The organism is Paenibacillus durus ATCC 35681 (genome assembly GCF_000993825.1).
GTDB lineage: Bacteria > Bacillota > Bacilli > Paenibacillales > Paenibacillaceae > Paenibacillus_AQ > Paenibacillus_AQ durus_B.
Window position 1 is genome coordinate 2055789 of the sequence record NZ_CP011114.1, and the last position, 24889, is coordinate 2080677.

The 24889-nt window shown below is 49.8% G+C and carries 26 protein-coding genes, 1 pseudogene and 1 riboswitch; of the genes and pseudogenes, 24 read left to right on the forward strand and 3 right to left on the reverse strand.

Features of this window, described 5'->3' with window-relative positions:
* Positions 1–55: 55 nt before the first annotated feature.
* The 13 genes and pseudogenes from VK70_RS09355 to VK70_RS09415 all read left to right on the forward strand — a co-directional run bounded on the left by VK70_RS09355 (position 56) and on the right by VK70_RS09415 (position 12278).
* Complete coding sequence (locus VK70_RS09355; protein WP_025697738.1) at positions 56–709, forward strand: TrkA C-terminal domain-containing protein; 654 nt, start codon at positions 56–58, stop codon at positions 707–709.
* 137 nt (positions 710–846) lie between these two features.
* A complete protein-coding gene (locus tag VK70_RS09360; RefSeq protein WP_025697739.1) occupies positions 847–1365 on the forward strand; it encodes a sigma-70 family RNA polymerase sigma factor in 519 nt (172 codons plus the stop codon).
* A gap of 29 nt (positions 1366–1394) precedes the next feature.
* Complete coding sequence (locus VK70_RS09365; RefSeq protein WP_025697741.1) at positions 1395–2522, forward strand: hypothetical protein; 1128 nt, start codon at positions 1395–1397, stop codon at positions 2520–2522.
* On the forward strand, positions 2519–3532 hold the full coding sequence (locus VK70_RS09370) for an ABC transporter ATP-binding protein (RefSeq protein WP_025697743.1): 1014 nt from the start codon (positions 2519–2521) through the stop codon (positions 3530–3532). Before VK70_RS09365 ends, VK70_RS09370 begins: the two co-directional genes overlap by 4 nt.
* Positions 3529–4410, forward strand: a complete 882-nt coding sequence (locus VK70_RS09375) for an ABC transporter permease (protein WP_025697744.1) — start codon at positions 3529–3531, stop codon at positions 4408–4410. The genes VK70_RS09370 and VK70_RS09375 overlap by 4 nt, the downstream gene beginning before the upstream one ends.
* Positions 4411–4474: 64 nt before the next feature.
* On the forward strand, positions 4475–4972 hold the full coding sequence (locus VK70_RS09380) for an LURP-one-related family protein (RefSeq protein ID WP_025697745.1): 498 nt from the start codon (positions 4475–4477) through the stop codon (positions 4970–4972).
* A 363-nt stretch (positions 4973–5335) separates the two neighbouring features.
* Positions 5336–6595 (forward strand): RNA-guided endonuclease TnpB family protein, encoded by a 1260-nt coding sequence (locus VK70_RS09385; RefSeq protein WP_233277800.1) that lies wholly within the window; start codon positions 5336–5338, stop codon positions 6593–6595.
* A gap of 81 nt (positions 6596–6676) precedes the next feature.
* Positions 6677–7378: pseudogene (locus tag VK70_RS09390) on the forward strand (MFS transporter); the annotation flags it as partial.
* Positions 7379–7529: 151 nt separating this feature from the next.
* On the forward strand, positions 7530–8789 hold the full coding sequence (locus VK70_RS09395) for an anaerobic sulfatase maturase (RefSeq protein WP_025696018.1): 1260 nt from the start codon (positions 7530–7532) through the stop codon (positions 8787–8789).
* A gap of 13 nt (positions 8790–8802) precedes the next feature.
* Positions 8803–8993: riboswitch (cobalamin riboswitch) on the forward strand.
* Between the two features lie 267 nt (positions 8994–9260).
* On the forward strand, positions 9261–9905 hold the full coding sequence (locus VK70_RS09400) for an ABC transporter ATP-binding protein (protein WP_025696019.1): 645 nt from the start codon (positions 9261–9263) through the stop codon (positions 9903–9905).
* Positions 9902–10681: an ABC transporter permease gene (locus VK70_RS09405; RefSeq protein ID WP_025696020.1), complete on the forward strand. Its 780-nt coding sequence runs from the start codon at positions 9902–9904 to the stop codon at positions 10679–10681. Before VK70_RS09400 ends, VK70_RS09405 begins: the two co-directional genes overlap by 4 nt.
* A gap of 276 nt (positions 10682–10957) precedes the next feature.
* On the forward strand, positions 10958–11971 hold the full coding sequence (locus VK70_RS09410) for a hypothetical protein (protein WP_025696021.1): 1014 nt from the start codon (positions 10958–10960) through the stop codon (positions 11969–11971).
* Between the two features lie 31 nt (positions 11972–12002).
* Entirely contained in the window at positions 12003–12278 is a 276-nt protein-coding gene (locus VK70_RS09415) for an acyl carrier protein (RefSeq protein ID WP_025696022.1), read from the forward strand.
* Positions 12279–12282: 4 nt separating this feature from the next.
* Here the strand turns inward: VK70_RS09415 and VK70_RS09420 are convergent, their stop codons facing one another.
* Positions 12283–13128, reverse strand: coding sequence for a PIG-L deacetylase family protein (locus VK70_RS09420; RefSeq protein WP_025696023.1), 846 nt, complete (start codon positions 13126–13128; stop codon positions 12283–12285).
* A gap of 92 nt (positions 13129–13220) precedes the next feature.
* Here VK70_RS09420 and VK70_RS09425 point away from each other — a divergent pair, with 92 nt between their 5' ends.
* From VK70_RS09425 to VK70_RS09475, 11 genes are read left to right on the forward strand one after another with little or no spacing between them, the layout of a single operon-like run.
* Positions 13221–13469, forward strand: a complete 249-nt coding sequence (locus VK70_RS09425) for an acyl carrier protein (protein WP_025696024.1) — start codon at positions 13221–13223, stop codon at positions 13467–13469.
* A complete protein-coding gene (locus tag VK70_RS09430; protein WP_025696025.1) occupies positions 13462–14787 on the forward strand; it encodes an ATP-grasp domain-containing protein in 1326 nt (441 codons plus the stop codon). Before VK70_RS09425 ends, VK70_RS09430 begins: the two co-directional genes overlap by 8 nt.
* Positions 14788–14827: 40 nt before the next feature.
* Positions 14828–15892 (forward strand): glycosyltransferase family protein, encoded by a 1065-nt coding sequence (locus tag VK70_RS09435; RefSeq protein WP_052755993.1) that lies wholly within the window; start codon positions 14828–14830, stop codon positions 15890–15892.
* Positions 15861–17030, forward strand: a complete 1170-nt coding sequence (locus VK70_RS09440; protein WP_025694137.1) for a radical SAM protein — start codon at positions 15861–15863, stop codon at positions 17028–17030. Before VK70_RS09435 ends, VK70_RS09440 begins: the two co-directional genes overlap by 32 nt.
* A 33-nt stretch (positions 17031–17063) precedes the next feature.
* The gene (locus VK70_RS09445) at positions 17064–18050 is read left to right on the forward strand and encodes an ABC transporter ATP-binding protein (protein ID WP_025694138.1); all 987 of its coding nucleotides are present in this window, start codon (positions 17064–17066) and stop codon (positions 18048–18050) included.
* On the forward strand, positions 18047–18856 hold the full coding sequence (locus VK70_RS09450) for an ABC transporter permease (protein ID WP_025694139.1): 810 nt from the start codon (positions 18047–18049) through the stop codon (positions 18854–18856). Before VK70_RS09445 ends, VK70_RS09450 begins: the two co-directional genes overlap by 4 nt.
* A 3-nt stretch (positions 18857–18859) precedes the next feature.
* Positions 18860–19672, forward strand: a complete 813-nt coding sequence (locus tag VK70_RS09455; RefSeq protein WP_025694140.1) for an ABC transporter permease — start codon at positions 18860–18862, stop codon at positions 19670–19672.
* A 20-nt stretch (positions 19673–19692) separates the two neighbouring features.
* Positions 19693–20667: a methyltransferase domain-containing protein gene (locus tag VK70_RS09460; protein ID WP_052755994.1), complete on the forward strand. Its 975-nt coding sequence runs from the start codon at positions 19693–19695 to the stop codon at positions 20665–20667.
* Positions 20668–20680: 13 nt separating this feature from the next.
* Positions 20681–21631: a methyltransferase domain-containing protein gene (locus VK70_RS09465; RefSeq protein ID WP_158454059.1), complete on the forward strand. Its 951-nt coding sequence runs from the start codon at positions 20681–20683 to the stop codon at positions 21629–21631.
* Positions 21632–21635: 4 nt separating this feature from the next.
* The gene (locus tag VK70_RS09470; protein ID WP_025695386.1) at positions 21636–22583 is read left to right on the forward strand and encodes a 3-oxoacyl-[acyl-carrier-protein] synthase III C-terminal domain-containing protein; all 948 of its coding nucleotides are present in this window, start codon (positions 21636–21638) and stop codon (positions 22581–22583) included.
* 25 nt (positions 22584–22608) lie between these two features.
* Positions 22609–23013, forward strand: a complete 405-nt coding sequence (locus tag VK70_RS09475) for a hypothetical protein (RefSeq protein WP_155986901.1) — start codon at positions 22609–22611, stop codon at positions 23011–23013.
* A gap of 49 nt (positions 23014–23062) precedes the next feature.
* Here VK70_RS09475 and VK70_RS09480 read toward each other — a convergent pair whose 3' ends face one another.
* Together VK70_RS09480 and VK70_RS09485 are read right to left on the reverse strand one after the other, a co-directional pair.
* Positions 23063–23656 (reverse strand): YdeI/OmpD-associated family protein, encoded by a 594-nt coding sequence (locus tag VK70_RS09480; RefSeq protein ID WP_025695388.1) that lies wholly within the window; start codon positions 23654–23656, stop codon positions 23063–23065.
* A 16-nt stretch (positions 23657–23672) separates the two neighbouring features.
* Positions 23673–24842 carry a macrolide family glycosyltransferase gene (locus tag VK70_RS09485; RefSeq protein WP_025695389.1) on the reverse strand — a complete coding sequence of 390 codons (1170 nt, stop codon included), beginning with the start codon at positions 24840–24842 and terminating at the stop codon, positions 23673–23675.
* Between the last annotated feature and the right edge of the window lie 47 nt (positions 24843–24889).

Below are 24889 nucleotides of genomic sequence, written 5' to 3' on the forward strand. Positions count from 1 at the left end.
ACTAAATTTCTGAAGACATCATTGCCGAGAATTTACTTGAAGGAGCGCGATACGCTTGCAGGAAAAACAAGAGAAAACAGGCTACAAATCGATAGCCCTCGACATCGCAGGACGAATCGTAAGCGGCGAATTTCCCGTCAACAGCAAAATCTCGGGGCGTTCGCTTTTGGCCGGTATTTATCATGTGTCCCCGGAGACGATCCGTAAAGCTATCGGCCTGCTAAAGGATGAGAATATTGTATCTGTGTCCCAGGGCAAGGAAATTGTCATTTCCTCCGACCAAAAGGCATTGGAATACACAACCCGAAACAACTACTTGAAATCCGCTTATTCACTAAAACAGGACCTGACCAAATTGCTGGAGGAAAAGCATCAGATGGACCAAAAGTTCGAGGTGCTGTTGACCCAAATCATTGAAGCATCGGACAGGCTCCAGAATTTAAAACCTTATCATCCGGTGGAGATCAAAATAAATGAGAACTCGCATGTGGTCGGGAAAACGATCGGCAATCTGCAGTTTTGGCAAAATACCGGCGCGACGATTATTGCGCTTCGCAGAGGCACCGAGGTAACTATTTCTCCGGGACCGCATGTCATATTGGGAGCGCATGATATGATTATAGCGGTTGGTGACGAGAATATGTATAAAAGAACCGAGCTGTTCATTAACCGGGTGACCGATCAGGATGAACCGGAGTACGAATACTGATTCGCTGACAGGGGGCATTTGCCCTCTTTTTTTTTGACATTTCCCTCCCCAAAAAACTTCTAATCCGATATCCTGATACAAAAAGCAACTGACGGCCGTCTTATATATAGCTGCAGCTAATAAGGAGGCATTACAAAATGGAAATTCCGGAATCCGAACATTTTCGATCGATATTTTATGAACACTACCCTGCTGTCCGGCGCAAATTGATCGCTCTTGTGCGCGATGAGGCGGCAGCCGATGATCTGGCTCAGGATGTATTCTTGCGGTTATACCGCAATCCCCCGGACGACCCGGCAGCGCTGGGCGCTTGGCTCCACCGTGTGCTTACCCGGATCGGCTATGATTATTTAGACAAGAAAGCAAGGGAACGGCGGCTGCAGAGCAAGCAGGAGCTGATGTACGGCACGGAGGCATCGCCGCCATCAGGCGAAGAATTGATGCTGCGCAAGCTGGATCAGGAGGATGTGCGGGAATGGCTGGATGAGCTGCCCGAGCGTGACAGACAGGCGCTTCTCCTCCGATATTCCGGTTACAGTTATGCGGAGATCGCCGGCGAACTTGGGGTCAGGGCTCCGGCTGTAGGCACGCTGCTGCACCGGGCTACGCAAAGGCTGAAAGCCACTGCATCCAAATCGCTGCCGCAAATGGACTGACAGCTTAATCTTAAGGAGGACGTTGATTAATGAATAATCATTCTGCAAATCACGATAAAGAGAAGCAAAGAACGGATGAGGCATGGACAAGACTTCAGGAGACGCTTGCGGGCGAGCCGATGAATCATAAATGGGCGGAATGGGACCAGAAGGCGGAAGCGGCAAAGCTTGAAACACTGAAACAAGATGGATATCTTTCCGGTGCAGATTACCATAAGGCTGAGGAGCTGGGTTATGCAGAGCAGCAAGACCCTGTTACCGGCAGCAGCGGAGATCGAAGCCGTTCACGCCGTCCGAAGATGAACCGCCGCCGGAAATGGGGGATAGCTGCCGCAAGTATTACCATTGTTGCCGCCATCCTCGCCACCCCTGTAGGCAACACGGCGATGGCCGCCATCCTCAATCAGTTCCGTATACAGTCGGTAACGGTTGTCAATGAGGACGATCTGCGGAACATGTTCAATTCGGTTAGCGAGAACGGCGACCTGAAAGAGACTATTAACAAGTTTGGTTCCTTTTCAAGCAGTTCAGGCACAATCAGCGGAAAGATCAAGCCGGAGCAAGTTAAGAACAAGTTAGGGTATGCGCCGTTAAGCACGGCTTTGTCCGATAACGGAACTGAGCTATCAGTATATCCTTCCACTGAAGTTACACTTAATCTTAATGTAAAAGAAGTCAATAAAGCGATGAAACGTTTGGGCGCCGAGCAGCTGCTGCCGGAATCCATTGACGGAAAACCCATTACGCTGCACATACCGGAAACCGTGAACTATAATCTGTCCCCTGACAGCGCGCATTGGGCTAACCTGACACAAATGAATACTCCCGTAATAACCGTAGACCCTTCGATCAAGGTAGAAGAAGCGCTGGAAACCGTTATCAACTTCCCGCTGCTGCCGGATTCTTTGAAATCCAGTCTTAAGCAGAGTAGTATTCTGGCGGGTGAAGTTCCGATACCGCTTATTACTCAAGAACATACAGAGCAAGTCACGGTAGAGGGTACAAAAGTTTTTGTGAGTCGCTATGAATACGGTCAAGATACAGCTTATAATGCTGTCTGGATACACAATGGCCAATTATTTGAGTTATCCAGCGGGAATATTTATACCACCAAAGAGAAGATAACCGCGAAGGTTCAGGAGTTGATCCAATCATGAGTGTACCGGCAATAGAAACATGGTCCCTGACTAAAGAATATGATAACGGACGCGGTTGCCGGGATGTAAGCATTACCGTAGGGAAAGGGGAAGCCTTCGGCTTCCTCGGCCCTAACGGTGCAGGCAAAAGCACCTTGGTCAAAATGCTGGTCGGCCTGATTACACCCTCAAGCGGCAGAGCCGCATTGCTGGGCTACAAGATCGGTTCTCTTGCGGCGAAGTCGCAGATCGGCTATTTACCCGAATTATACCGTTACCAGGAGTGGATGACCGGAGAAGAAGTTGTGGAGCTTCATGCGCGGCTATGCCGTGTTGAGCGTTCGGTGACAGCCAAGCGGGTTCCGGCGCTTCTTGAGGAAGTAGGACTCGGACAGCGGGGAAGAGACAGGGTCAAGCATTACTCCAAAGGGATGCAGCAGCGGCTGGGACTTGCCTGCGCGCTGGTCAATGATCCCGAGATTATTTTTCTAGATGAGCCGTCATCGGCGCTGGACCCCATCGGACGCAGAGAAGTCCGTAATATTCTGGAGAAGCTGAAGGAGCGGGGTAAAACGATCTTTCTCAACTCCCATCTGCTGGAGGAGGTTGAGCTGCTGTGCGACCGGATGGCGCTGCTGAATAACGGTGTTATCCTGCGGCACGGCAGAGTGTCCGAGGTGCTGCGCAAGCAAACGAAGTGGCTTTTTAAAGTGGGCGGATTCACGCCTTTTTTGCGTTCCTGGCTGAATGAACAGACGGGTCTGCACATCAGGCTGTCTTCGCGGCAGGAGCAAACTTTCCAAGGGCTTAATAGAGGAGACCCGCTTCCGTCCGGGCAATCGCAATCGCAGGATGAAAGTGTAGTATGGCTGGAGGCCGAACTGGACAGCGAGGAGCAAGCGGGCTGGATCAATGCGCTCATCGTGGAGCAGGGAATGACGCTTTATGAAGTCACGCGTGAACAAGAACGTCTGGAAGAGTGGTTCGTGAATACCGTATCCGGACTTGACCACAGAGGTGAACGGGAATGAGGATCATTTGGGGCATAACCTGGAAAGAAATGCTGCGCAAGAAAGTGCTGCTGCTTACTCTGCTCATGACTGCAGTATTTCTTATAGGCTTCTGGTTTTTGGCGGGCGCAATCGGAGATCAAGGCGGGCAGCAAGGGCTCGGCGACAGCGGAGAAGCATTGATAAACCGATTTGCAAACGGTGCGGTCATCATGGCGCTTGGTTTTATGTTCGGGTCATTTGTACTCGCGTTTCTGGCGATATTCACTTCTTTCTCGGCAATCGCGGGGGAAGCTGAAGCAGGCGTGCTTCAGGCGCTGCTTGCCCGGCCGCTTCCGCGCTGGAAGTGGTACGTCGGGCGTTGGCTGGGGTATGTAACCGTGGGAATCGCATACGCACTCCTGCTGTTTGTTTCCATTCTGTCCATTACCCGGACGCATGCCGCGATTCCATTAGATCCGGCAGCCTGGATCAAGTCCTTCCTGCTGTTTTCCCTGGCCGTCCCTCTGCTCGTGACCGTGTCCATGCTCGGCTCCGGATTATTCTCTGCCATTGGCAACGGGGTGTTTATGACGATGTTATACGGAGCAAGCTGGCTGGGAGGCATGATTGAACGGATCGGCTCTGGTATCAGCAGGGACCCTGCTGTGACGGATTCACTGAATCGCCTGACCGGAATCATATCGCTCATCATGCCTGCGGACGGTCTGCAGCGCAAAGTGATTGCCGAGTTGTTCAGCTTTGAGGAATTGAGCGGAATGGTTCCTATCGATATGTCTTCACCCGGATTCAACAATTTATCCTCGGTTCCTTCAAATTCCTTTGTTGTATATGCCATCGTGTACATGGCTGCAGCTTTTATTATCGGGATGCTGCGTTTTAAATCCAAGGATCTATAATAGGTTGGGATTCAATGTAACCCCGAATTCTTTGCAACGTATTGTTTCAAAGGAGGCGATGTTAATGAATTTATATTTTCGGGATAATTTTTTTAATGCGGGTGTTACAGAGATTCTGAATGAACAGGAAGAGAACGTGGGTCATATAGATTTGAAAAGTGCTTTTGGTTCTGCAATCGACGTGTATGGGCAGAATGGTCAGCTGCTGTGCAAAGGACATTTTCCATTCTTCTCTAACAAATGGGAGGTTACCGGTCAAGGCGGGGAACTCTTAGGTGCGCTTAGAAGCAGGTTTGCACTGTTCACAAAGAAATTCTCGTATGAAACCGAGGGACGAGGGAGCTACGAGATTACTTCCCCGGCATTTTCAAGAGAATACGAGATATCCGATGAATCCGAAATCATTGCCAGTTTCAGACAAGTTAACGGCTGGTTTTCTTCAGGGGCTTATCTTCTGAACAATCAATGTGATCATTTGGATACTTACGAGCTTGTAGCGGTGATCATGGGAATGCATGCCATTCAGAAAAGACATCGTGACGCGGCAAACAGCACAACCTAATCCATGTTTCTTTAGCAAGAACGTGTTAGTACAAGAAAAAGCAGCGACGATCTAAGACTTTATTTTTGAGTCCTAGACCGCCGCTGTTTCTTTTTTGGGTTGGTGCCGAAGAAAGCACGGAACATGCCAAATTTAAGGATTTGAACAGATTTAGTGTCGCAGTCCCCCACCTCAAAGCCAACAGCGAAGGTGGGGGTTAGACACGTTCGCTTAACAAACATATGTTCTTGTGTTATGCTAGATCCATCAAACTTCGATGGAGGCGCATCTCATGAAGGTGGTCAAAACACTTAAACATCCGATTACGTCTCACCACCGCATGCTGGATGCGACTCTCCATGTGTATCAAGAGGCCTCTCGTTCTTGATTACGGTCATTCAAGAGCAGTTGATCGCCTTGGCATCGCTATCCACCCAAGCGGTGGTGACGGCGGTAGAACGGCTGACTCATTGTACCCGGCACAATCCGAATCCGCTCTACGCCGAGTTTGATCAACGCTTTTATAAGTTTCCTTCGTACTTCCGCAGAAGTGCCATTGCAGAAGCATTTGGTATTGTGAAAAGTCATCATTCCCGTTTTCAGCTTTGGCAAGCCGAGCGGCAACACGCCCAGCAAGAAGGGAAACGCTTTTCGAAGAAACCGCCGACACTCCAAGCTCAGCATCAGGCGTTCCCTTGCTTCTACAAAGGCAATATGTTCATTCGAACCTCCGAAAGGGCAGCCAACATCAAAGTATTTCATCAAGGCGATTGGGTCTGGCTCCCCATCACCTTTAAAGGGCAAGACCTATTTAAACGCAACGTATGGAGCATGAAAGAATGCAACCCCACATTAGTCCGAAAAGGAAAACGCTATGCCCTTCATATCGCCTATGAAGGGGATGTGAAGTTGACTCCGACGGAACGTTCCAAGCAGCGGGTGTGCGCCGTTGATTTAGGATTAACGAATTCCGCAGTTTGTTCCGTGATGGACGCTAACGGCACTGTCTTGGCGAGGAGTTTTATCAACCAAGCCAAAGAAAAAGACCGGATGCGCCAAATCACAGGCAAACTAAAACAAGCTCAGCGACAATCCGGTATAGGGATAAAACCGAATTTCTGGCGGCAGATAAACGGCTTACAGACGCATATCGTCCACGATACCGCACATCAAATCCTCGCCTTTGCCCAAAAGTATAGCGCAGATTTCATTGTCATGGAGTATTTAGGCAAGATGCGTCTCCCTAAAGGAACGTGGGGGGCCAGGCGGCTTCGTGCCAAACTCCAGTTTTGGGCGAAACGGCGCATCCAAACGAAAGTGACCGAAATGGCGCATTTTCTGGGGATACGGGTTTCCATGGTTAACCCTGCGAATACAAGTGCGCTTGCTTTTGATGGCAGTGGATTTGTACAACGCAACAGGAAGCGCGATGTTGCTGTATTCGCAACGGGCAAAACGTATCACGCGGACCTTAATGCCTCGTATAACATCGGCGCACGATACGTGTTACGCAGTATACACAAAGCCACCTCTGAAAAGATGTGGTTGCCCTTGGAGGCAAAAGACCCTTCATTGGCAAAACGAACATATTGGACGTTGGCTTCCCTCATTCGGGTGCAACAGGCATTGAGCCTTCAAACATGAAGCTCGCAGCGTGTGCAACCCTGTATCGATGCCAACAGAAGCCCCCACTTCATGCGTAAGCTAAGTGGGGGAGAGTTCACTGAGCCTTGGATTCGCCGCATTCTCTTAATCGGGATCGGGATCGCAATCGTTCAGCAAATTACCGGGATTAACTCGATTATGTATTACGGTACGGAAATTCTGCGAGATGCCGGATTCAGCACGAAGGCGGCGCTCATCGGCAATATTGTAAACGGGGTGATATCCGTTGCGGCAACGTTTTACGGGATCTGGCTTCTGGGCCGGGTCGGCCGGCGCACGATGATGATTAGAGGCTTGATGGGAACGACATTATCGCTGCTGCTGATCGGCGCTAGTTCTTACCTGCTTGAAGGAACGGCTGTGCTGCCATATGCAGTTCTCAGTCTGACCGTCATCTTTCTTGCCTTCCAGCAGGCTGCCATATCGCCGGTATCCTGGTTGATGCTTTCCGAGATCTTCCCGCAAAAAGTCAGAGGGATGGGGATGGGGGCAACCACCTTTTGCCTCTGGATCGCGAACTTTACAACCGGCTTGGTCTTTCCGACGCTGCTTAGAGGAATCGGCTTATCGATGACATTCTTCTTGTTCTTCGCCTTGGGGCTGGTGGCCATAGTATTCGTAAAGAAATACCTGCCGGAGACCAAAGGAAAATCGCTGGAAGAAGTCGAGCAATATTTCCGCAGCCTGGATAACACACACAAGCCCACGCTGCAAAAAAGCAAAAAGCCAAGCATCAGCTTGAAACAGACGGCATCCCGTTAAATAGAACAGCGAGGGAGGTTCATTTTCACCGATTGCCGGTCAACTATAAACTGAAACACAGGAGACGTCTTTCATGAATCTATGGAATACGTCTCTTTTTTGAGATAAAGTATACAAGAGAAGCCAGGAGAGACAAGGAGAGTGAAAAACAATGGGCTGCAGTATCGCAACACTGGAACATCGGCATGTAGGCGTGATGTGGAAGACGGTTTCGGAGGACTGCAACCTGGCCTGCGATTACTGCTATTACAGCACATGCGGCGGCAAGCCGGGACCGAAGATCAACCGGATTGATTCCGCCATTCTGGAGAAATTCATTAAAGAATATATGGCCCGGTCGCGGGGAGCGGCTTCTTTTGCCTGGCAGGGAGGAGAGCCGCTGCTGGCGGGACTGGAGTTCTTCGAGGAGGCCGTGTCGCTTCAGGCCCGCTATGCTCCGAAGGGGACGAGCATCGGCAATTCCATTCAGACGAACGGGACGTTGATTAACGACCGCTGGGCGGCTTTTTTTAAAAAATACAATTTTCTGGTCGGCGTGAGCCTGGACGGACCAGAGGATATTCATGATGCGCGGCGGGTTGACTCACGCGGGCAGGGCAGCTTTCACCGGGTAATGAAGGGGATCGAGCATCTACGGCGGCATAACGTGGATTTCAACATTTTGTCCGTCATTCACAAAGGCAACGTAGGACAAGCGGCAGAGATTATGGCTTTCTTTGAGGAAGAAGGCTTCAGCTACGTTCAGTTCATTCCGTGCATGGATTTTCGGTCCCAGGAGCCGGACAAGCCGGGCGTTTACGATATTACGCCTGCGGAGTACGGCCAATTTCTACGCGAAGCCTTTGATTATTGGTATAATGGAGGGAGCCCGCGGGTTTCCGTACGTTTTTTTGACAACATGCTGGCCGGTTATACGAACCGGGAGGCAGAGCTGTGCATTCATAGGGCCGAGTGTCCAACAACGATTATTCTCGAGCAAAATGGAGACGCCTATCCATGCGACTTTTTTATTTCTCCGGAATGGAAAATCGGCAACGTGGCGACACATTCCATTGAAGATCTGCTGAAGCATCCGTTGTACACTCGTTTTCTCGGAATGAAGCCTGCGCTGCCGGAGGGATGCCGGAGCTGCGAATGGAAACGTCTCTGTCATGGCGGTTGCCCGCGCAACCGGGAATGGGTAGCGGAGCTTGAGGCCAGAGGCCGAGATTATTTTTGCGCTAGCTATAAGGAGATTTATGGGTATGCGGACGAGCGAATGAAGCAGCTTGGAGACAGCGTCAGAAGCAACCTGTTCCGCCAGAACGTGCAGTACCACCTGAAAGGTAAACTGCCGGGACGCAACGACCCTTGCGCCTGCGGCAGCGGCAAGAAATATAAGCAGTGCTGCTTGGGACTGGTCACAACCTGAACAAAATCTATTGATAATATATTGCAACCAGGTGCCCTTGCGAGATCAAGGGGTAACAGGGAATCGGGTGTAAATCCCGAGCGGTCCCGCCGCTGTAACCGGGGAGCCTCCTTCTATTTATGTCACTCAGCAGCAAGTCTGGGGAAGACTGAAAGCAGGCGATGATACGGAAGCCAGAAGACCTACCTGGATTGCACACCAAAGATGCCTTCGGAGAAAAGGAGTGGTGACGGCGCATGAACTCGCAATTTAGCTCTGCTTAAGTTGACGTTTATTAACGTTTCCATTGGCAAGTCCCGCATCTATAAAGGTTGCCTGGGGCTTTTTTTGCGTGTTAACACAGTTCGTTGATGAATCCCCTTATCTATTTGCAAGGTTTGACGCTTCGCGGCTATTTGAGTACCATCAATATTGAATTTCGATACCGATAATCGATAAAGAATGAGCATAAGGCGAAGGGAGTGCGTAACGATGTTCCGGTTAAAGGGAGTAAAAGCCAAAGGCGTTTTGTCCATCACAGACTTAACAATACCTGCAAAGAGAATAACCTGCATTGTAGGGGAGAGCGGCAGCGGAAAGACAACCCTGCTTCGATTGTTAAATCAGTTGGACAGCCCCGATGAAGGCGAGATTTGGTTCGATCAGCAGCTTTCAAGTGAGATTGATCCTATTGAGTGGAGGCGGGGTACGGTGATGGTGCCGCAAGCCACGGTCACGTTCAAAGGGACGATAAGAGATAACCTGCAGATCGGATTGTCTTTTGCCGGTAAGCCTGAAGCATCTGATGAACGATTGAAGGAGGCGCTTCATCTCGCCTGTCTGGAGAAAGATCTGGAACAAAATGCGGAGGATCTCTCAGGTGGGGAAAAGCAGCGTTTAGCCCTTGCAAGGGCTATTGTGATGAATCCGCTGGCGCTGCTTCTGGATGAACCGACTTCTGCGCTGGATGAAGACACTGCAGATACAGTAATGCAGAGATTGACAGCATTCATGCGTGAAAACGGAAAAACACTCGTCATGATTACGCATTCCCGTCACATTGCCGATACATATGCCGATTTAGTTATTGAAATGAAAGATGGGGCGCCGCGGGAGAACGGGAGGGGTACACAGTGAATGGAACGATTGATTTATTATTTTGGCAGCTGGCCGCAGCCTATTTGTTCGTGATTCTGCTGATTGTAATCGTTAGAATTAAAGGCATCCCGCGTGAAAAGGAAATATTGATCGGGGCGGTTCGTATGACCTTGCAGCTCATTCTCGTCGGGTACTTGCTGGTGTACGTATTTGGGAACGCTCATCCGGCGTATACCTTACTGCTTGTGGCAATTATGCTTGCTTTCTCCATTCGGACGGTTATTAACCGGACAAAAGGAAAACTGTCCAAAGCCATGAAGCGGAGTATTGCCTTGTCGATGACTTTCGGTATTTTGGTCAGCCTTGTCTATTTTATCTTCATTGTCTTGCAGCTCGCTCCTTGGTACGAACCGAGATATGTTATCCCGATAGCGGGGATGATCGTCGGCAATTCGATGACAGGGGTCGCGTTAGGCGTGAATTCCCTGATCGAAGGCATGCACGGTCAAAAAGATAAAGTGGAAGCAGCGCTCATGCTCGGAGCTACACCAAGAATGGCAGCGCGGGAGATTGTCAATCAGTCCTTCGATTCCGCTATGCTGCCCACCATAAATTCGATGGTCGGCATGGGCATCGTGTTCTTGCCTGGAATGATGACAGGACAAATCTTGGCCGGGACATCGCCAATCGTGGCCGTCGAATACCAGATTGCGATTATGCTGGGTATTGTCGGAAGCGTATCGTTATCCGTCATCCTGTTTGTACAGCTCGGGTACCGGACATTTTTTAATCGCCGCAGCCAGCTTGAATTATAAACGTTTAAATATTAAACCTCACTTCACCTGCCCGGTTATTCACCGAAAACGATCGGGTATAAATAGCCGGCAGGTCCCCTATTTTACCGTTTCTTCACATTCCATTTCTCGTAATGATGTTTCCATATAACCCACCCCTTGATGAATTTCTTCTGGTAAAAACACTATAAAAGATGTATATTATACCCAAATCACTGGTTTTATATGGTATAGTAGAACTTGATTACCAGTAATTACAGTTCAACCGTCAACTGAAGAAACTAAAAGGAGGATCGCATGAGCAGTTCAAGAATTTTACCGATGCAATATCCGATCATTACTTCATGGCAATGGGTGGCAAATTCTTTTGCGGTGCTAGGCAATTATCCGGAAACGGAACCCTGGATTATGAATCACTTTATTCAGCTTCAGCTTACCACGAATCCGGGTTGGATCAGCGCGTATGTGGATTTTTTCCGGACCCCCGTATTCGAATACTGCCCATGGCTGTTTCATCAGCATTTGAAGCGGGAAACGGTGCGTTTTATCAATGAGGACATTTGCGCCTTTATTGTGGACTGCATCAATCTGAATAATTACATATACGGCGTGTTCGATCAGGCCTTCTTTATACAGGGACATGACCGGCTGCCGCATGATTTGTTTATTTACGGATATGATCTGGAGCGCCGAGTGTTCCATGCGGCCGATTTCACGTTTACCGGCAAGTATTCTTTCGCAGAGGTTCCGTTCGAGCAATTGGAGAAGGGGTACCACGCCATAGAAGGGGACGAGGATTGGCTCTTTTCCGGCAAAGGCGGCTTGTCGTTAATCAGCTTCGATGACTCCCTGGGCTATGAGTTCAATATCTCGAATGTGGCGGCGCAGCTTGAGGGCTTTTTAACGGGACATAACTGCTTTGAGAAGAGCAGGGAAATGACCCACAAGACAAATCCTTGCGTATACGGACTGGGAGTCTATGACCAATTTATTGAGAATCTCATCAAGATTCAAAATAAAGAGCAGGGAGCTGATTACCGGCCGTTTCATGTGCTCTGTGATCATAAAGCGCTCATGCTGCGCCGGATTCCCTTCCTGGAGCAGCACGGCTATTTGAAGCCGGGTACTAACCTTTTGGAGCGTTACCAAAGCATAGAAAATGATGCCTTCCTATGCCGAAATCTGCTTATTAAGTACATGAAGACGAATCAATCGTCAATTATCGACAAAATTATTACAAATATAAGAAAAATTAGAAAAGAGGAAGAAGAGCAAATTGAAAGCTTGTTATCGAAATTAGTGATAGTCTAACTGCTATATTATGAGGGAAGGAGTGAGAGGCATGAGCAAGCAAGATATTGCCGGGCGAATTATTCAACTGATTGAGCAAAAAGTATCGGCCTCCCCGGGGTCTTCGCCTGAAGATGCGGTCATTACGGCAGACACGCTGCTGCGCGATGTGTGGCTATTACTAGAGTCGATACAAGTCGTTGATTTGATTGTGGAATTGGAAACCTCTTATGAGGCCGAGCTGCCGGATGAGCTCCTGGGCCAGATCGACAGAAGCCCGCTAAAGGTATCTGATCTGGCCGCAATAGTTGCTGGTGAAGCGGTCTAGCGCCTTATGGTCCGCTCTCGCCAAGAGGTATGGAAGCTTGCGCATCCGCCGCGTAAACTCTGAAGAAATAATCGCAGCTTTCAGAGCCTTGCCGCTTTGCTTGGCGAGCCGCTCCTCTTGCATGCTGCGCCATTTGCCTCAGCATACTGAATCTCGTTGTCCAAAGCAGGCTGATTTGCGAACTATATTTCAAAGAAGCATTTAATTTGGCTTTCAGGTTGCTTCGCCGCAGCTTGACGGGTCTTTCGCTTAATCCCGCAGCGAGCTCGGCTTTCCAGGTCAAGTCATTGTTAAAGCATAAGTAAGGCAGGTCTTCGTAATACATCAATTGGGCAGGCCAGCCTGTGCCGTTGCCGGCTTGACACCAGTACCGCTCGGCGGACTTCCGGACGAGGCAGTGATCGATATGCCTTCCGATACCAAGCGGTACGTAGACACCCGCGTAATTTTCAAATTGAATTTGCGAAGACAATACGGAGACGATCTCTTCCATCACCTGATGCTCAGACCCCCATTCCGTATCGAACAGCTCATGCAGCTTGCTGTAGACAGGACTGCCGTCTTTATTTTTACGATAAATGCACTCCAGCAGGTTGAGATGCAGGACGCTTGCTCCGAGCGCCATCGCAGCACGAATATCCTCTTGCCGCCGGACGTCCATCGTATCCAGCCCCAGCCCGAATTTTTTGTGAAGAATTCTGGCGAGCATGGATAAATCTGTTCCCATACCCGTAAAGACGGTGGCAATCGTAACCCGGTAATGGTTATGTATCAACGCATCGATGTAATCGCCGCAGGACAGGATCGCATCGTCCAAATGGGCGGAAATAAACAAAACATGTTGTGACATAAGGTCCCTCCTTTGCATTCTAATTACAATTATATACTAATCTAGTGTTATATGTTATTCCTATATCTTAATTTTAGAAAGGATGAGGAGAAATGTTTGAGAGCATTAAAGAAATTATTATCAAAGTTAAAGAGGATGAAAGCTTACGAAATACTCTTACACCCGAAAGCGATTTGATTAATGATGTCGGCCTGGATTCGCTGCAAATGATTAACTTTATCCTGGAGGTCGAGGACCGGTTTGGGGTGGAGATCGTTTACGAGGATCTCGATTACAACAGTCTGCTGTCTATTGAGCGCTTCATCGATTTCCTGAACGGCATGGAGAAGAAGATTGGCTAGAGAGCTCGTTGCCGGAATCTTTGACGCGGAGTCCCACTGGAGAGATGAGAATCTGGCGCGCTTGCCCGCTATTCGCGATAAAGAAAGAGAACGGATCGTTCTGGCGATGGATGAGCTTATGTTTCCGTTCTGCGGCAGCGGCGATACGCTGTTAACCCGATTTGCCATGGAGGATGCGCATAAGGCATATCTGGCAAGCATCGGTTTCTCCTTCAGGCATTTAGTCTGGAAAGGAGAGGAAGCTTCGGCTAATCTCTTTCAATCCTTGGCAGCTGAACCGGAACATGATGAGCGGTACAGGGCATTTGACACATTATCCCCTTTCGCCGTCGTGCCGTATACCCATGAGGTTATCGCCAAATACGGATACGCCTCCGAGGTGCCGGGGCTCGAAACGGTGAAACGGGTCAATTCCAAAATATACTCTACCTGGTTGACCGGGAATCTGCTTGGCGAGAGCTTCGGTAAGCCGGTGTACTCGGCGGAAGAACTGTCGGTGCTAGGAAATAGCCTGCTGGCGGAGCATGGATCGGTTCTTATTAAAGATCCGTACGGCGTTTCCGGAAAAGGCAATATGCTGCTTCAATCGAAGGCGAGCCTGGAGCGGGTGGCGTCTTATATCCGCAAACAGGAAGGAGAGGGCAAAACTACCGCTTTCGTAATCGAGCCTTTCCTGGATGTGGAATGCGATTTCTCCTGCCAGTTCGATATTATGAGGGACGGTTCGTTCCATCTGATCGGCTTGCAGAAAACACTCAACAGGCAGTTTGCCTATTTGGGCTCCGAATCCATGGATGCCGAAGGACGGGAGACGCTCGAAAGAGCGGGCTACTTCGATGTGCTGATGCAAGCGGCCGATCGCCTGTATAATTCCGGTTACTTTGGACCGGTGTGCATCGACTCTATGATGCTGAAAGACGGAACGCTGGTGCCGATTGTCGAGATTAACGCCCGGAAGTCGATGGGATTCATTAATCACCGTTTGGATCAAGTGCTTGAGACTTACGGAAAAAAAGGCTTCTTCACCTTCCGGTCGGTCGGCTTCAAGGAACGGTTCGATTATGAATGGTGGCTTGACGAGCTGAAGCGGCATGACATTCTGTATCCGAACCGGCAAGGTAACGGCATTCTGCCGCTGTCTTCCGCCACATTGTTCGCTGGCGCAGGCGAAGCCGGAACGGTGCGCCCTGAAGGAGGCGGCTTAGGTAAAGGCAGGCTCTACATGACCGTTATCGCCGATCATTTGCCGGAGCGGGAACGATATTTGGAGCGAATGAGGCTCAGCTTCGAGTCGAAAGGAGGGAAATGGTATAGCTAGCGGGAGAAGACCAATCACCCTGCTTGGGTCCGGCAACTCGTTGGGCGTTTATGTGCCGATCATGCAGCTCGGCCGCCAATTAAGCGGCAGAGGCATCCCGGCGGAAGTGTACGTGCTGGAGGATCTCTACCTGGATCACATTAAGCAGAAAGTGCCGGTGTACAAAAAAGCCTTTCATCAAAGCTTCGCCGTAGCCAAAAAAGGGGCCGAGCTGGCCCGCGATATTTCCAGCTGCCTTGATTCCGTCAAGCTGCGGCAGCTCTTTGAAGTTTGGAGCCGGGAGGGCAGAACCCGATTGATCACCGCAACCGGCTTCTGGCTCCCGATTATAGAGCAGTATCAACGTTATATCGGGAGTACGCGGCTGGAGGTGGATTGTCTCCATCTGGATGCCGTTCACTCCCCTTCTTATCTGGTATATGAGAACATAGGCGTTTCATACAATCATATTTGGTTTTATGACCCAATTGGCAAAAGCATGTCCTACCGGATCGCTATTTCCGATGAGGCTCCCATACCGCTGCGGATGAGGGAAGAACGTTATATTGCGCACGGAGGAGGCTGGGGAATCGGAACTTACCCGTCAGCCGTTCAGGAACTGCTTGAGGCGGGGAAACGCCTTAATGTGCTGGCCTATTACGAAGAAGATATTAAGCCTCATGAGCAAATTCAATATTACATGAATGATCCTGAGTGGAGCCCCTGGATAAAGGACGAATACGGCCGGATGCAGTTTCCGCCGCTTGCGCGGATCGAGCTGGGCCAGGCGCCGGTTTACCGGAATGAGCAGCCATATCCTCCGCTGTTCGAGGTCATCCGGAACTCCGCCGCGATCATCAGCAAGCCGGGCGGTTATTCCTTGATGGAGTCCTTGGCCGCGGCGACGCCTTTCGTTTTTCTGGAGCCGTTCGGCAGGCATGAGGCGGCTAATGCCGCCTACTGGATTAAGCAGGGCTTCGGAATCTGGTATGAGGATTGGAAGGCCCAGCGTTATTCCATGGATACGCTCATTTCCATGCATGAGAATCTGATACGAGCACGAAATCAATCAATGGATTATGGAGGGATTCTTGATGCAGCCCAAAACAACGCGGAAATTCGATGAGCAGGTGTTCAACGATCTGAAACGAACGATTATGAACATGTCGCGGGCAAGCCGCTTGCGAAGAGCGGACAGCCGATATGCGATGGACGTCCCGGAGGATATCGGGATCAAGCTGAATAATGGCTGTAATTTGCGCTGCAAGCATTGCTATGAATGGAATGAAGACGGCTTCCACCGGGAGATGACCAAGGAGGATCAGAAGAAGGAAATTGATATCGCGCTTGTAGAGAAGGTGCTGGCATTTACCCGGGAAAAGAAATCGAAGGTGTACCTGTGGGGCGGCGAGCCGCTCTATTACAGCCAATTTTCGCAGCTGGCCGAGCTGCTCGAACAGGATCAGCGGACTGTTACGGTTTGTACGAACGCGGTCTTGCTGGAGCAGCATCTGGAATCGCTGCTCAAGATGGGCGAAGGGCTGGTCGTTCTGGCCAGCCTGGAAGGCTTCGAAGCGGAGAACGATGCGATCAGGGGCAAAGGGACCTATCAAAAGGTTATCCAGGCGGTAGAGCTGCTACTGGAGCTTCAAAGAAAGGGCATTTTCAAAGGCAAGGTCTCGATCAGCCTGACGGTGAACGATGCCATGATTCCGAAGCTGTTTTCTTTTATGCAGCATTTTCAGGAGATCGGCGTCGACTCCGTCTATTTCGTCTATCCCTGGTATATTTCCGCTGAGTCCGCGGCAGACATGGATGATTTGTACAGAAAGGAGCTCAGCTGGCTGAACCCGGCCGAGCCCGGAAGCTGCAGCTGGCATTCCTTCACCTACCGCATCTCACCGGAGAACGTAGAGCAGCTGAAGGAGGAGGTTCGCCGGATCTCGGAGCATACGTGGAGCAGCCGCATCCGGTTCATGCCTGCGCTGGAGCTTGACGAAATCGGTGATTTCGTGAGCGGGGTCCAGATGACGGGGATGAAGCGGAAAGAGTGCCTGGCCATCTCCACCCGGATGGATGTGCTGCCCAGCGGGAACGTAACGCCGTGCAAATTCTTTCCGGAGCTTGCCGTCGGCAACATCAGCGAAGCATCCGCCGAAGAGGTGTGGCACGGGGAGAATTACGGCAAGCACCGTGAGCTGCTGTCCTGCGGGTTGATGCCGGTCTGTTCCCGCTGCGGCCTGCTGTATCATTACGGACGGTAATTCCAACATATAAGAGCAGGGTGTTGATGCTACTTGGAAGAAGCGATCAAGGTTGAGCAATTAGCCAAGAGCTTTACCTATTATACGAAGGAAGTCGGAGTGATAAACTCCCTCAAAAATCTGATCCACCGCAAAACCTTAACCAAGCAAGCGGTAAAGGACATCACCTTCTCCATCGGCAAGGGCGAAATGGTCGCCTTTCTCGGACCGAACGGTGCGGGCAAAACAACGACGTTAAAGATGCTCTCCGGCATCCTGCATCCGACTGGCGGCAGCCTTTCCGTGCTGGGGTTCAAGCCTTATGAGCGGAAAAAAGAGTTCAAGAAGCGTTTCGCGATCGTCATGGGCCAGAAAAGCCAGCTGTGGCCGGACCTGCCCGCGGCGGAATCGATTCTGCTGAACCGGTACATCTATCAGGTCGAGGAGCAGACCTACAAGCGGACGCTGGATGAGCTGGTCGAACTTCTGGATGTGAAGCATGTGCTGAATGTCCAGGTCCGGCGGCTGTCGCTGGGCGAGCGCATGAAGATGGAGCTGATCGCCGCGCTTATCCATAAGCCCGAGCTGCTATTTCTGGATGAGCCTACCATCGGGCTAGATGTCGTCACACAGAAGAGAGTCAGGGAGTTCTTGGCGCACTACAACGAACATTACAAGACAACGATTATTTTGACGAGCCACTATATGAAGGATGTTGAGGACTTGTGCAAAAGAACGCTGATTATCAACGACGGCCGGCTCGTCTTCGACGGCAGCTTGAATCAGGTGCACAGTACAGTGAATGAAATCAAGATTGTCAAGCTGAAATTCAGCCAATCCGTGGAAGCGTTCAGGCTTGAGCCGTTCGGGGCCGTTCGTCAGACGGACGAATTTGCGGCAACGCTGGAAATCGCCAAGGAACTGATTAACCCGATTTCAAGAGAGCTGCTGAGCCTGTTCCCGATCGAGGATATTACGATTGAAGAGAGGCCCATCGAGGAAGTGATCGTCTCTCTTTATAACAGGACGCAGCCCGTATGAGCATTTATCCGAAGTATATACGCGTCTTTAAGCTGGGCGTTCAGGCTTCGATGGAATATCGTCTTGACTTTGCCCTTTCCCTGATCAGCGCGTTCTTCCCGATCATGATCCAGTACTATATTTGGACGGCCGTCTACGGGCGGTCCGGCTCAGGGCAATTTTTCGGCTATACGTACGGAGAAATGATTCTGTATACCATTGTGGCGGCAATTGTAACCAAAATCGTGACAACCAATATGGATCATGTCATCGCATCGGACATCAAGGACGGGGCCCTGAATAAATATCTGGTGCAGCCGGCCAGCTACTTCGGGCTGAAGCTATTTACTTTGCTTGGGCAAAAGCTGTTCTTTTTCACGGTTATGCTGGCTGTTTTGTTTGTGGTCATCTTTTATTTTGGCGGGCGGTACGGCATCCATATCCCGCTTGTGAACATAGCGTGCTTTGTGGCGGCGATGGCCTTGTCGCTGATTTTGAACTTTCTCATTTCATACACGATTGCGGCAATCGCCTTCTGGCTGTCCGAAATCTCTTATTTCTTCGAAATGACCGGACTGCTTGTCATCATTTTGAGCGGTGGCGTGTTTCCGATTGAGGTGTTCGGCCAGGCGGTGAGTCATCTTCTGAACTATCTTCCGTTTAAGTACACGATTTATTTTCCGTCCAATGTGATCAATGGGAAGCTGATACTGAGTGAGATCACGGAAGGACTGCTGATGCAATTTTTTTGGATCGGCGTCATGTTCCTCGTTTCGAAGCTGGTGTGGCGGATCGGCTTTAAAAAGTATCTCGGTTTAGGGGGCTAACGCTTGAAAACGCGGCTCGGCACGCTCAAAACCTATGGCATCATTTATTTACAGTTCATTAAAAACTGCTTCATCGCGCAAATGGAATACCGCACGAATTTTATACTCGGCATTGCGGTTGAAATCGCCTATCTGCTGTCCAAGCTGCTGTATGTCGTCGTCGTATATAAGAGCGATTTGCATATCGGCGATATACCGCCAGACGGGATTTTGATGTTCGTGGGTACGTATACGATGATGACGGGTCTTTATTCCGGCCTGTTCTTCACCAACTTCGTCCGTATTTCGGATTATGTGAGAACGGGGGAGCTGGATCTGCTCATGGTGAAGCCAATCTCCCTGCAGTTTATGGTCTCGCTCCGTTATATCGATTTGGGCATGCCGATTCCCAATCTCGCCGCAGGCATCACGATGGTTTCCATAGGCTGGAGCGCGCTCGGCATTCCCGTTACCGCGTACCATCTGTTCTTGTTTGCCCTGTATCTTCTGTCCGCTTTGGTCATTACTTACTGCCTGATGATCATTCCGGCCATTCTGTCCTTTTGGTTCGTTAACACCGGGGGGCTTGCGGGCATATTTTATGCGATTTGGGACGCCAACAACATGCCTATGCCGATATACCCGCGGCTGATTCAGAGAATCGGCGTTTACGTGCTGCCTTTTCTGGTGATTACAAATTTTGCTCCGCTTAGCGTCATGGAGAGGCTGGACGGCGGTCTTATGCTGTGGGGCGCGATCGTCCCGATCCTTCTGTTGGTGTGCGTCCGTTTGATTTGGAGAAAGGCGATCAAAAATTATAGCAGCGCAAGCGGCTAAAACGACGAGGAGATGTAAATATGAACACAACTTGGCCATTGTCAGGCATCACCCTGGTATGCACCGAGTGCAAGAATGCTCTGCATGAAGCGGAAGGACGATTGATCTGCAGGACTTGCGGCCTCGAATACGCACAGGAAAATGGAGTAGCGAGCATGTTAATCGACCGCCCCGCTGCGGAAGAGCTTGCGGAGGGCGTGGCGCGGAAGGAAGAGATCATCGGCATGTTCGATTCGATTAACCGGTCGCTTGATGAGAAACGGCTGTCCAGATTTTCCACCTTTATCAACTGGGGGTATGCCGCTGACGAGAACGGACCATCGGGCGGGCCTCTGGGTATTAATCAAAGCAGTATCCGTCTGCTCCGCGAAATCATTGGCGGGCTGGATGTTTCAGGAAGGGATCTTCTCGAAATCGGCTGCGGACGGGGAGGCAATGTGAACGAGCTGTGCAAAAGCTATGGGGCCGGCAGCGTAGTCGGCATTGATCTGACCCCGTCCAATATTTATTTTTGCCAGGGAAACAACCGGTATAAACAAGCCTACTATTGTATCGGCGACGCAGAGCAGCTGCCTGTTCGTACAGAAAGCTGCGACTATGTGCTGAACGTCGAGTCCTCGCATTTGTACCCGCATATCGAGCTGTTTTTTGAAGAGACCTATCGTGTATTAAAGCCCGGCGGGACGTTCATGTATGCGGATATTATGAGCGCTTCCGACCTGCCGCGCTATGAAGCGCAGTGGCAAAGACTTGGCTTCCGCACCGCATTTATCCGGGACATTACCGGCAATGTATTGCAATCGGGAGACGAGTCGCTGGGCAGCCGCCGGCAGGCGCTTGAAGGCTCCTTTGAAGGCGATGAACGGGTTATGGAATGGCTGGAGGCGCCCGGCACGCAAAATCACAAGGATATGGTCACAGGCAGCAGGGTGTTTAAAATCATCCATCTCGTGAAAGATGCTTCCGGCATCGAAGGTGCGGCAAGCCATGCCTAAGGAGGGGGAAGCGGTGAGCAGTGCTCGGCCAATCACTGGCATGAACTGGGCATGTCCGAGGTGCAAGCAAACACTGAAGAAAAGGGAGTCCTCATTCGACTGTACGTCATGCGGGGCAAGCTACCCCGTGCAGGGCGGTTCCATTCCACACCTGCTGCCTGAGAGCAGCGCTCAGGAAACGATGGAGCAAAAGGAGCAGAAGGCGGCGGTTAAGGAGATGTTTACGTCGTTTAACCGGGCCTTGGAGGATAACGGGGTGTCGCGCTTCTCCACATTTATCAATTGGGGGTATGCCGAGCCTGGCGATGAGAACGGCGGGGCAAGCCTGCCGAGAGGAGTCAATCATCAATCGCTGCGGCTTCTGCAGGAGATCCTGAACGGAGTCGATGTGCAGGGGAAGGACGTGCTGGAGATCGCCTGCGGCAGAGGCGGCAACGTACGGGCACTCTGCAAAAGCTATGGGCCGCGCACCGTTGCGGGACTTGATTTAACGGAAGCGAATATCGCTTTCTGTCTGGCAAGCAACCGGTATGAACAGGCTTCGTTCTGCGTCGGCGACGCGGAGGAGCTGCCCATCCCTGATGCGAGCTGCGATATAGTGCTGAATATCGAATCCTCGGATCTTTATCCCCGGATCAACCGTTTCTATGATGAGGTATTCCGCGTGCTGAAGGCGGGAGGCGTATTCGTATATGCGGATGATCTGGATGCGCTAAAGTTCGAGGAAGGCGAACGGTATTTGCTTGAGCTGGGCTTTGAAGTGTCGCTATCCCGCGATATCTCCGAGCAGGTTCTGCTGGCAAGCGATTTGGCCAGAGGCAGCCGTCTCGCGGCGCTAGGCGATACTCTCGGCAAGGAGAACGCCGTATGGGAAACGATGGGCGTTCCCGGAACGCCGATTTACGATGATATGCGTACGGGAAAGCGCAGGTACAAAATTCTGCACCTGGCGAAGAAGGCGTGAAGCGATGACGGCTCCCTATTTGACCATTACGGATACCAGTGTATATATTCCTTCATTCCGGGCTTCTGTCGATCAGGTCATCCAGGAAATAAACGAAGACGGCGTTTCGTTCCGTTTAAGCGCAGCGGAATACAGAGACAGCGGCTTTGAGTATGTCCCCATCGAGCGGAATGAAAGTCTGGAGCAAATGATTTATGAAGCATGCGCTCCGGTTTTAAGCCGGGCAAGGCGGGATGGAATACGGCTTTCGGCTATTTTCTTAGCGTGTGTCACGAGCGCCGGAGTAGAGGCGCAGAGCTTGTTCTCCAGGCTGCTGCGCGAGTTTGACTATGATACAACGCCGGTCATTCAGCTGGAGGAATACGGCTGCTCTACCATTCATTTGTCGCTTTATTTAACGAAGGCTTATTTCGCCGGTGAAGGCCGCAGCGGCGACGCTGTATTGTTTGTTGCGGCGGATAAAGCGAACATTTCGCAGCACCGCAGCGATACCTATATGCTCTATGGGGATGCGGCCAGTGCTGCTCTATACCAAAGGTCTGCGGCCGAAGGCCAGCAGACTCTATCTACCGAGCTCAAAGTAGACGGTTTGGTATATGATGATTGTCCCGAACGAGTTAAAATGTACTTTTCAACCTTTTACTTGGCCGTTCGTCAGGTTGTGAAGCAGGTGCTGCGGGAAGCGGGAATGAGTATGAATGAGATCCGCCTTATTTTTTGCTCGAACCTGGGACTACGCACCTGGAGTACTCTTGCCCGGGCGATCGGCTGTCCATTGGATAAATTTTACGCCTCAACGCTTAAAGATGCGGGGCATCTTCATAATACGGACATTCTGCTCAACGTGAATGATGCGATCAGGAACGGTGCGTTGAACAAAGGCGACTTCTATTTGACGGTGACCGTAGGCTTCGGAGGTTATTACGGCTGTTCCTTGCACAAATATGAGTAACAGAATGAGGGTGGCAATAATTACGGTGAAGACGGAATTAACGTTTAATGTTCTCTATTCAGGCACAAGAGCGGACGGTGAAAATCAGTCATTGATAGACATAGCCATAGCTCAAATGGAAGCGAATCGGCAATGGCTGACGGACATGGATATACTGGTGCTTTGCCATCACGCGAATACCCCCCACGCAGAGCATGTTTGTGCCAAAATAAGAAGAGAGCTTAATCTGCTTGACGTGCTGCCCCTGGCGCTCGGTCATTCCGGAAGCCAGGCCTTCTCCCAAGCGTTGTCGCTGCTGGAATGGCTGATGTCCGGCGGGGAATATCGAAAGGCGGTATGCGTTCTGGCGGATGAACACTTCGACCAGAGCGGCCTATCGCTGCTGGCCCAAGAGAACCCGCTATCCATTATCGAGATTATGCCCCTGTAAAGGGGCGTAATCCGCTAGGACAAAGCTCCATCGATTAGTGAGAATAGACCTAATCATTTAATCCCTTTCCACCCAGAATTTGCTGCATATATTTTTCAACCCTTGACTCTCGAGTTTTGGATTGTTTGGGTTCGGAAAAATAAAGAAGGTATGCTCTTTGCCGTCCGGGCGTCAAGGCTTCAAAAGCAGTTTTCAATGCAGGGATTTCATCGAGTTTATTTTGAAATTCTTCAGGAATTGTGTATTCTGTATTCTTTTTAAAATTTACTTCCAAACCGGCTTTTTCAACTTCAATGGCTTCATCAATATAGGCTTTCAAGATGGGTTCCATTGCAACGATTTCTTGAACACTGGTGAACCGAATCTGCCGCGCCGCCTGTACATTCTCCGTTTGTTGGATAAGAATACCATGGGCATCCTTTAACAAGGCCCCTTTCATAAACAGCAGCGCACAGTATTCTTTAAATCCATGTATCAAAACGATGTTTTTGTTCTGAAACGTGTAACAGGGAACACCCCACTTCAACTCTTCGGTCAGCTGACAGTCAAGAATGATCATTCTCAATTTCTCAAATTCTTCCTGCCACTTTTCGGCTTTACTTAAAAATTCATCAACCTTAGGATTCATTCTGCTATTTGTCATCAAGGAACACCCCTCTTCAGGCTTTTTTCAAAAAAGAATCAATCACGCCAATGGCTTTTTCCGGTCCGCCGGACATATGGAAACTATCATTGATTTGTGATATCGCCTCTTTATACTCGCTATTCGTAAGGACCTCGTTTACGGCTTTTCTTAAAGAGTGCGCGTCAATATTATCTTTTGATAACCTGTAACCCGCTCCAAGCTCAGTCAATCGCTGCGCCACCATGGGTTGGTCCTTGTCATGGGGGATCACAACTAAAGGTACATTGTAATGAATAGCTTCATTAACACTGTTCATTCCACCGTGCGTAACAATAACGTCAGATACGTTTAACACTTCTAATTGAGGCACATATGGAGAAATAATAAAGTTTTCAGGTGCTTGCTTGATTTTAGTAAAATCAGCTTTCTCTCCGGCTGCGATCACAACTTTCCCCTCAAAATCAGAAAAAGCATCAATACAAGTATTGAAGAATTGTTCCACATGATCCAAAACGGTTCCCATAGAAATATAAAGCACTTTTTTATCTTTTAATAAATCAAGAGGGAAGTGATTGATTGTCTTCCTTTGCGGAAAGCTCGGACCAATAAAAATATAATTTTCCCCAAAAAGCTCATTGTCAGGCTGGAAATATCGGCTTGTGTAAACAATATTTAAATCACCCGTGTTATTCATGAATTGAAGCATGTTCTTGGGTAAAACAGCGAATTTTTCCTTCATTTGACCAAGTAATCTTTCCGCATTCTCGTCAGGCTGGAATGAATCAGGGCCGAGAATATTTATGAATTCTTTCTCAGGCATTAAGAATGATGCGGATGAAGAGACACTTGGAATATTTAAAAAATCCCTCACTAACTCCCCTGCACAAAATTTATCATAAAAAACAAAGTCAAAGTTAATGGTTTCCGATAACCGCTTAGTAATTTCAAGTATATCCAATGCTGTTTGAATATGGATATTTATAAATGCGTTCATTCCCGATGAAGTAAAAGGATTTATGGATGCTTTTCTAAGTAGATCAGTATGAAGATGTACGATCGCGCCAACTCCTTCAAGCCGTTCCTTAAATTTTTCAGTGGTAATATAGTGGACGTGATCCCCCCGATCCGCAAATGCTTTTACAATACCCAGAGTAGGGTTTACATGTCCCTCGGCAGGAAAATTAACCATTAAAATGTTCATCATCGGTATTCGCTCCTTAATAATAGAATGATTTCATGATTATTTCAGCA

Bases quoted from the DNA above. Each gene is read 5' to 3' on its own strand.
- VK70_RS09375 (WP_025697744.1), top strand. From the start codon at position 3,529: ATGAGGATCATTTGGGGCATAACCTGGAAAGAAATGCTGCGCAAGAAA.
- VK70_RS09485 (WP_025695389.1), bottom strand. From the start codon at position 24,842: ATGATGAACATTTTAATGGTTAATTTTCCTGCCGAGGGACATGTAAAC.
- VK70_RS09395 (WP_025696018.1), top strand. From the start codon at position 7,530: ATGGGCTGCAGTATCGCAACACTGGAACATCGGCATGTAGGCGTGATG.
- VK70_RS09480 (WP_025695388.1), bottom strand. From the start codon at position 23,656: ATGACAAATAGCAGAATGAATCCTAAGGTTGATGAATTTTTAAGTAAA.
- VK70_RS09470 (WP_025695386.1), top strand. From the start codon at position 21,636: ATGACGGCTCCCTATTTGACCATTACGGATACCAGTGTATATATTCCT.
- VK70_RS09415 (WP_025696022.1), top strand. From the start codon at position 12,003: ATGAGCAAGCAAGATATTGCCGGGCGAATTATTCAACTGATTGAGCAA.
- VK70_RS09460 (WP_052755994.1), top strand. From the start codon at position 19,693: ATGAACACAACTTGGCCATTGTCAGGCATCACCCTGGTATGCACCGAG.
- VK70_RS09420 (WP_025696023.1), bottom strand. From the start codon at position 13,128: ATGTCACAACATGTTTTGTTTATTTCCGCCCATTTGGACGATGCGATC.
- VK70_RS09365 (WP_025697741.1), top strand. From the start codon at position 1,395: ATGAATAATCATTCTGCAAATCACGATAAAGAGAAGCAAAGAACGGAT.
- VK70_RS09380 (WP_025697745.1), top strand. From the start codon at position 4,475: ATGAATTTATATTTTCGGGATAATTTTTTTAATGCGGGTGTTACAGAG.
- VK70_RS09410 (WP_025696021.1), top strand. From the start codon at position 10,958: ATGAGCAGTTCAAGAATTTTACCGATGCAATATCCGATCATTACTTCA.
- VK70_RS09450 (WP_025694139.1), top strand. From the start codon at position 18,047: ATGAGCATTTATCCGAAGTATATACGCGTCTTTAAGCTGGGCGTTCAG.
- VK70_RS09440 (WP_025694137.1), top strand. From the start codon at position 15,861: ATGCAGCCCAAAACAACGCGGAAATTCGATGAGCAGGTGTTCAACGAT.
- VK70_RS09425 (WP_025696024.1), top strand. From the start codon at position 13,221: ATGTTTGAGAGCATTAAAGAAATTATTATCAAAGTTAAAGAGGATGAA.
- VK70_RS09360 (WP_025697739.1), top strand. From the start codon at position 847: ATGGAAATTCCGGAATCCGAACATTTTCGATCGATATTTTATGAACAC.
- VK70_RS09370 (WP_025697743.1), top strand. From the start codon at position 2,519: ATGAGTGTACCGGCAATAGAAACATGGTCCCTGACTAAAGAATATGAT.
- VK70_RS09400 (WP_025696019.1), top strand. From the start codon at position 9,261: ATGTTCCGGTTAAAGGGAGTAAAAGCCAAAGGCGTTTTGTCCATCACA.